The 7,409-nt window shown below is 62.0% G+C and carries 7 protein-coding genes; all 7 read left to right on the forward strand.

The annotated features are described in order from the left end of the window. Window positions 1-79: 79 nt before the first annotated feature. The 7 genes from A477_RS0118305 (at window position 80) to A477_RS0118340 (ending at window position 7,085) form a co-directional block, all read left to right on the forward strand. Window positions 80-1,093, forward strand: a complete 1,014-nt coding sequence (locus A477_RS0118305; RefSeq protein ID WP_017200344.1) for a DUF4192 domain-containing protein — start codon at window positions 80-82, stop codon at window positions 1,091-1,093. A 499-nt stretch (window positions 1,094-1,592) separates the two neighbouring features. Further along, the gene (locus tag A477_RS0118310; protein WP_017200345.1) at window positions 1,593-2,696 is read left to right on the forward strand and encodes an IS110 family RNA-guided transposase; all 1,104 of its coding nucleotides are present in this window, start codon (window positions 1,593-1,595) and stop codon (window positions 2,694-2,696) included. Between the two features lie 907 nt (window positions 2,697-3,603). Next, window positions 3,604-3,753, forward strand: coding sequence for a hypothetical protein (locus A477_RS23365; RefSeq protein ID WP_017200347.1), 150 nt, complete (start codon window positions 3,604-3,606; stop codon window positions 3,751-3,753). A gap of 527 nt (window positions 3,754-4,280) precedes the next feature. Further along, entirely contained in the window at window positions 4,281-5,642 is a 1,362-nt protein-coding gene (gene dprA / locus A477_RS22485; RefSeq protein ID WP_017200348.1) for a DNA-processing protein DprA, read from the forward strand. A 561-nt stretch (window positions 5,643-6,203) separates the two neighbouring features. Then, the gene (locus A477_RS23540; RefSeq protein WP_017200349.1) at window positions 6,204-6,344 is read left to right on the forward strand and encodes a hypothetical protein; all 141 of its coding nucleotides are present in this window, start codon (window positions 6,204-6,206) and stop codon (window positions 6,342-6,344) included. 17 nt (window positions 6,345-6,361) lie between these two features. Then, window positions 6,362-6,712, forward strand: a complete 351-nt coding sequence (locus A477_RS0118335) for a hypothetical protein (RefSeq protein ID WP_017200350.1) — start codon at window positions 6,362-6,364, stop codon at window positions 6,710-6,712. 61 nt (window positions 6,713-6,773) lie between these two features. Further along, window positions 6,774-7,085, forward strand: coding sequence for a hypothetical protein (locus A477_RS0118340; RefSeq protein WP_017200351.1), 312 nt, complete (start codon window positions 6,774-6,776; stop codon window positions 7,083-7,085). The last annotated feature ends 324 nt before the right edge of the window (window positions 7,086-7,409 follow it).

Genomic DNA, 7,409 nt, shown 5'->3' on the forward strand with positions numbered 1-7,409 from the left:
AAAACAACGGGGGAGGAAAGAAAGCAGCTGGCCGGGTCACACCGCTCCCTCACCAATCCTCTGCAAAGGACACAAAACCATGAACGATCCCATCAACATCAGCACCCCGGCCGACATCCTGGCCTACGTCCCCCACATGCTGGGCGAGACCCCCAAGGAATCCTTCGTCCTGATCACGATGCAGGGCAACGCACTTGGCGCCACGCTGCGACTTGATGCCCCGCTCTGCTTCGAACCCAAGGCGTTCGCCCAAACCGTCGTCAGCTACGCGACAGCCGACGAAGCGGCAACCGGGACCCTTTTGGTCATCTACACCGACGAGAACACCACGGCCGAATCCCGCCCGTTCTCCGAGCACGTTCAGGCGTTGCGCACCGAGTTGGAGACAGCGCGGATGCCCCTGAGAGACGCATGGATGGTGACCTCGGAAGTGTGGAGTAACTACCTGTGCACCGACAGCGCTTGCTGCACCGAGCGGTCACTGGACGAGATCACCAACAGCACCGGCAACGCCGCCTTCATCTACCGGGGGAGCAACGTCACCGGTTTCACCGCCCCTGAGCCGTTCACCGGCGAGGATGCAGCACGCGAGATGATCGCCGCGCACAAGCCCGATGGATGGCCCAAGGACACCGAAGCCAGCCGCATGCAATGGGCTGAACTTCTTGAAAACCCCAAAGGACTCACCCACGAGGCCGCGCTGGAACTGGCAGGAGCGTTGCAGCACCCCATCACCCGGGATTACTTGATGGCGGACATCATCACCAACGCCCGGGATCAGTTCACCTCCGTGATGCTGGGTGTGTTCGTTGCCCGTCCTGACTGGAACCGTGTGGACACGGCCCAGGAACTTGTCTTCGAGCTGATGAAAGTCACCCCGGAAGGACAACGCGCCCCGATGCTGAGCGTGATCGGCTGGACGGAATGGCTGAAAGGAAAGTCCAGCTTCGCGGGCCGGTACTTCAAGCTCGCGTTGGAGGACGTCGAGGGTTACCGGTTCGCTGAGCTCATGACCGAGCTGGTCGGCCGTGGCTTGATGGCTGACTGCGTGCGTGATCCGAAAAAGGCCTATGCCCGCACGATAGGACGCTAGCCGGATGAGGCCGGACCCCACACCAAGGGTCCGGCCTTACCCATCGGGATCTTACCCAGGTGCGCGCGGCCTCCCCCGCTCCGCACTGAGGAGAATGGGAGCTGGCAGGGCGGTTGTTCCTGACTTGTCCGCTGGCTGACGATCCTGGTTTACGCAGGATCTGTACTAGGGGAGATCTGTCGGTCTGGCCTCCCTGCCTTGCCATCTGAAATTGAAGCATCTGCGCGAGTCGCAGCCTTAGCAGTCAGCTGACTGCTGAAAATGAGACCGTGGCAGGGAATCAGTTCCTGACTTGCCCGCTTCGTGACGATCCGCACCTTGTGCGCGAGCTGTCTACGCGGAGATTTGTCGGTTCGGCTTCCCTGCCACTCACCTAGGGCGACCGGGCCGGACGGAGTTGTGACTTGATAGGAACGTGCAGCTTAGCTCTTCAGTGCTTTGTCCGCCCGGCCCGGTCAACCGTGCTCGCCTCAGATTCCGTCGACAGGAAAGAGCGCACATGATACTCACAACGACGCTGCCCGTCAGGGCAGTCACCATTGGGGTGGACACCCACTCGATGTTTCACCACGCGGCGGCCCTGGATTCCATGGGGCATCTTTTGGGAGACCGTCGTTTTCCCACAAATCTTTCTGGTTACCAGGATCTTCTGGACTGGTCCGCCAGCTTTGGGATCATCAAGGCCTTCGGCGTCGAGTGCACTGGCTCATACGGGGCTGGCCTGACCCGGCATCTCCTCGCCGCAGGGTTTGACGTTATCGAGGTCAACAGGGGACACGCGCTGACTCGCAGCCGTTCCGGGAAAAACGACGCCATAGACGCGGAGGAAGCGGCCCGCAAAGTCCTGTCCGGTCAATGCTCTTCCCCAGCCAAGGACACAACAGGCACAGTCGAAGCCATACGTCACCTGTATCTCGTGCGGGACTCCGCGATTAAATCTCGCACGGCTGCGCTTGTTCAACTGCGGGACATCTTGGTTACAGCACAAGGATTCCTGAAGGATCGGCTGGACGCCAAGACCCTCCAAGCCAAAGCGACGCGAGCCCGGTCCCTTCGTCCGGACCTGAACCGACTGGACGACCCGGAACAGGCAGCGAAGTATGCCCTGCGCGATCTCGGCCGCCGCATTTCAGACCTGACTTCCCAGATCAACGAGGCCGAAAAGCACCTCACCAAGCTGCTGCACTCAATCGCGCCAACCATGATGGCACTTCCCCAAGTCGGACCCGTCACCGCTGCTCAACTGCTGATCACGGCCGGCGAGAACATCGACAGATTCCCCAGTGAAGCTGCGTTTGCCCGCCTCTGCGGAGTAGCACCCATACCAGTGTCCTCCGGCAAATCCCATCGAATGCGGCTGCATCGAGGTGGCAACCGTCAAGCCAACAGATCCATCTACCTCATTACGGTGGGCAGACTAAAACTAGACCCCAAGTCCCAGGCATACCGAGACCGAAAACGTGCACAAGGGCATTCCAAAGGCGATGTGATCCGCAGCCTTAAACGCTACGTAGCCCGCGAACTCTACTACGCCTTAAAAAAGGATCTACAGGACCACAACCAAACGGTGCGGAGACCGGCCTTGGCTCATCAAGCGGCATGAACGCATGCCTGAGGATTGTCCCTGGTCCGACGGTGGCTAGTGGATAGCGTTGTGGCGGCCTTGGCCCCGCCCGCTTCTTGACCGAACGAATCGAGCGATCATGATGCAGGCGGCCGATGTAACTAGAAGCGGAATTAGCAAGAATACGAAAAAGCCTCCGCCTCCACTCATGAGTCCTCCTACACTTAGGTAACCTGAAATGCCGATCCACCAGCTGAGCGCCGCTATGAACCCAGCGATAACGATCAGGGAGCCTCGAAAGTCTTTGTGGTCAATCACAATTGATCGACCGCTACGGCTGTCCATGCGATGCACCTTTGCTCATCGGGAATTGTCTAACTAGAACAGCACGGATCTGCGTCTTTGACGAGACCTCTTTATAGCCGGCCACTTTATTGGAAATGGAGGCCTGCTTTGATACGGGCCCCACCTACCAATCGGCAAACCCATCCGAGTTGCTTACCATGATTAGGTGGTCAGTCAATCAGGAAGGCGTCCGCGGTGGGTTTGGCTGAGTGCCGCCACGGTTTCGCTGCTTGTCGTGGTGGTGGCGTTTGGCCTGCAATCTGGCTCCTGCGTTGACTTTGCAGCCCCAGCATCGGAGGGGAGCCTGTGTTCTGCTGGCTTGGAGCCTTCGGCTTGGGTTATCGGGCTACTAGGGTTGCTTTTCGCGTTCTTCGCGCTATTCCGCGCCTTCCCAAGGCGACGCTAGCGTGCCCACTAGTTGTCTTGGAGTGAGACAGCCAGACTGCGGAGCGGTTTACTGACCGCCTCCTTGACTATAGGAACATCTCCGCCGGCCGCGATGACGCTGCCGCGGGCGTAGCCACTTTCCAGTGAAACCGCAGGAACAGCCGATACGGTGAAAGGACAAAGCAGTCCAACACCCGAAGGCAGGAACCCCTCCGTGGCCGAATTCCGCATGACCGAGGCAGACACCCTTGCCCCCGACGCAAGCCCGGCCGAAGACGTCCTGGAACTGCGCTTACTCACTGCCGGTCCCGTCACCGGACCCGTTGACTGGCCCATGGAAGACCACCGGCTAGACGAGCTGTAAAACACGGCAGCAACCGAGCTGCCCCCACAAATTTCTTTTGCAGAGAAAACAGAAAGAGCCGGCACCCACGTGCCGGCTCTTTCGCCTTCCAAGCCCAAATGACCCTGAACCCAGATGGCCAGGGGAGAGGCATGCTCGCGGGGCTCGCACCCTTTTGGGCGTCCACTCCGCTTCGCTCCGTGGCCGGCTGTTGGGCCCGGTCCCGACGTCGCAGAGCTCCGCCGTGCCCGGTCCTGTGTGTCTACGACGTTTTTTGGCTGCTGTCCTTCGGATTCTATGTGTCCGCTCCACCCCGTCTAGCCCCTCCGCAGGCTCCGGGGCCTGCGGTGCAGGAAATGTCCCTCCGGCGCTCCTGCGTCGCTTATTTCCTCCGGGAATTTCCCACACCTTGCCCAAGGGTAGACAGGCCTCCGTCGGCCACAGCTCCGCAAGCTTCGCCAGCAGCCAAAAAACAACGGGGGAGGAAAGAAAGCAGCTGGCCGGGTCACACCGCTCCCTCACCAATCCTCTGCAAAGGACACAAAACCATGAATGACCGCATTGCACGCGCCGCCCTGACTCGCCTTTTCGATTCCCAGGACTCCACCGGCCGGGCGCTTGTCCACGCCCTGGGCGCCTACGCGGCCCTGAGGGTAGCAACCGGGGCGCAACCGCCCCACACCTTCCGCCACATCACGGAAGTGGAGTTGAACGAAGGGCTGCGCCGCTGGGCGCAGCGGATCCCTGACGTGGACGCAGAAAGGGATCTTGCCACCATTGAACGACTGGGCGGAGGTTTCCTTATCCCCGGTGACGAACACTGGCCCATCGGCCTCGATGATCTGCCTGATGCCCCGTATGGGCTTTGGTACGTCGGGAACATCACCCAGGGGATCCCCGCGGTACAGCGCGCGGCCGCGTTGACTGGTTCCCGCGATTCCACCAGTTACGGCGCAGCTGTTACCGGTGAGATGGCCCATGGACTGGCCCAGCGTGGAATCTGCATTGTCTCCGGCCTGGCCTACGGCATCGACGCGCACGCCCACCGTGGCGCGCTTGCTGGCTTTACCGGCACCGGACCGGCGACGATCGCGGTTGCAGCCGGAGGCCTTGACCGGGTTTACCCGTCAGGTAACGCGGACCTCGCGGCCGCGATCAGGGCCGACGGTTTGGTCGTCTCAGAGCAGCCCCCCGGAAGCGCGCCTACGCGTTACCGCTTTTTGCAGCGGAACCGCATCATTGCCGCCCTCGCCGGGGTCACCTGTGTTGTCGAAGCCCGGTGGCGTTCCGGCGCGCTGAACGCCGCGCACCACGCCGAAACCATTGCCCGGCACGTCGCGGCAGTACCCGGAAGCGTGCACAGCGCGAACTCGGCAGGCTGCCACAGGCTCCTGAAAGAAGGCACGGCAGCACTGGTTTCCGACGCCGCAGAACTGGCGAACTACTCGCCAGCTAGACCCACCGGTGGCCGGGATACCCGTCCCGGCCACCACCCCATTCGTAAAGGAGACAGAACCATGACTGAAAGCCCCGAAACCCAACAGGCCACAGAAGAGATTGAATGGTTTCCCGCGCGTGAGCTGGTGGATGCGATGAAAGCCGAAGGCCTGGAGCTTCACGTCGAACAAACCGGCGGAGGCACCGCCACCTTTTTCCTTCAGAGCGAAGGCAGCCAAACCTTCACGGTTGGCCCCGGATCATTCAGCTGGAAGAACCCCCTGGAATCCAGGTTCACCACCGCTGAGCTCTACTACGGCCCGGACCACTACGACGACGACGGCGAACCGGTGGAGTTCTCCGCCGATGAAGAGAAGACCGTTACGCCGGGAACACCGATGGCTGATATCGCCCACGAAATCGCCGTAAACTTCCGCCGATTCAACACCCGCCCGACCGACAGCGCCACATAGGCAGGGTGGGCCGTTCGCCTTGTGTGGGCGGGCGGTCCGCCGCAGGTGGCCGGCTTTGGTGGGTGGTTGCCGGCGGCGGACCGCCGTTCCCGCCCAAGGGCCGGCAGTGCTCACCTGGTGCGTGCGGCAAGCCCGGGCCGGGATCGGCCTGGGCGGATCGGCGGGGGACCAGGGAGAGCATGCTCGCAGGGCTCGCACCCCTTTGGGCGTCCACTTCGTGGCCGGCTGTTGGGCCCGGTCCCGACGTCGCAGAGCTCCGCCGTGCCCGGTCCTGTGTGTCTACGACGTTTTCTGGTTGCTGTCCTCCGGATTGTAGGCGTCCACTCCACCCCGTCTAGCCCCTCCAAAAGCAGTCGGGGCCAGCGGCACTGGAATTCTTCGACGGCGCTTCGCTTATTTCCTTTCGAAGATTTCCAGCACCTTGCCCTGCGGGTAGACAGGGCTCCGCTGGCCGCCAAGCAAGCAAGCTTGCCAGCAACCAAAAAACAACGGGGGAGGAAAGAAAGCAGCTGGCCGGGTCACACCGCTCCCTCACCAATCCTCTGCAAAGGACACAAAACAATGAACACCACAGAACCCCAGGAACCGGCGTTTCAGCACAAGACGGACGCGGATTGGTTCTATGCCTTGGACATGGACAACGCCGAGGATCGCCGCCTCGCCAACGGCGGGCATGATCCGCTCACTGACGGACCTCTCTAGAAGGGCAAGGAGACGCCATGCTTACCCACCGCATAGCTCTTTACATCCCGTCGCGACTCAGCAAGAACGTCACCGTGGCCAGCCTCGATGCCCGGCACAGCAGCCTTCAAATCCTCGTCGGCGGCGGCCTGGAGTGCATCGCCAGAGGCGACTGGCAGGTCTACCTGAACGCCGAGACGCAAACTACCGGACCATCGAACGTCCGCGCCGCGCAGCTGCTCCACGAAACCGGGCTTGATCTGCCCGTCACCGGGAACGCCGTGTTCCTGGGCCGGGAAGGTCTCAGTCATGACGTCGACGTTCCGGAGTACTTGATCCGCCGTGCCGAAGCACTCTTCGACACCCGGCTGACCCAGCCAGCGGCCTAAACCAAGAGGGTGGCCGGGACCAGCTCCCGGCCACCCTCCCAAGTTTTGAGGAAACAGAACCATGACGAACTTCTGGGATGAAGACGGCGATTTCGACTACGAAGCCCACCACGAGGCAGGCCAACGCGACCAAGCAGCCGATACGGCCGCAAGGATCGGCTACCCGGGAATGGCGGATGCTTTCTACTACTTCGGGCTGCAGGGCAAACCGGATGCAACCTTCACGCCCGAACTGCTCACGGCGTTGGATACGTGGCAGGTCCAGCTCGAGAAAATAGAAGCTGCCCCGGCCGACGAGGAAATCAAGGATCTACAGCGCCAGACCGAGGAAGCCACCAACGCGATCCTCACCAAGATCGACAGCGCCACGTAAGCCGGTCGGGCCGTTCGCCTTTCGTGGGCGGGCGGTCCGCCGCAGGTGGCCGGCTCTTGTGGGTGGTTGCCGGCGACGGACCGCCGTTCCCGCCCAAGGGCCGGCACCACTCACCTGGTGCGTGCGGCAAGCCCGGGCCGGGATCGGCCTGGGCGGATCCCCCGCGGACCAGGGAGAGGCATGCTCGCGGGGCTCGCACCCTTTTGGGCGTCCACTCCGCTTCGCTCCGTGGCCGGCTGTTGGGCCCGGTCCCGACGTCGCAGAGCTCCGCCGTGCCCGGTCCTGTGTGTCTACGACGTTTTTTGGCTGCTGTCCTTCGGATTC

Source organism: Arthrobacter sp. M2012083, assembly GCF_000281065.1.
Lineage (GTDB): Bacteria > Actinomycetota > Actinomycetes > Actinomycetales > Micrococcaceae > Arthrobacter.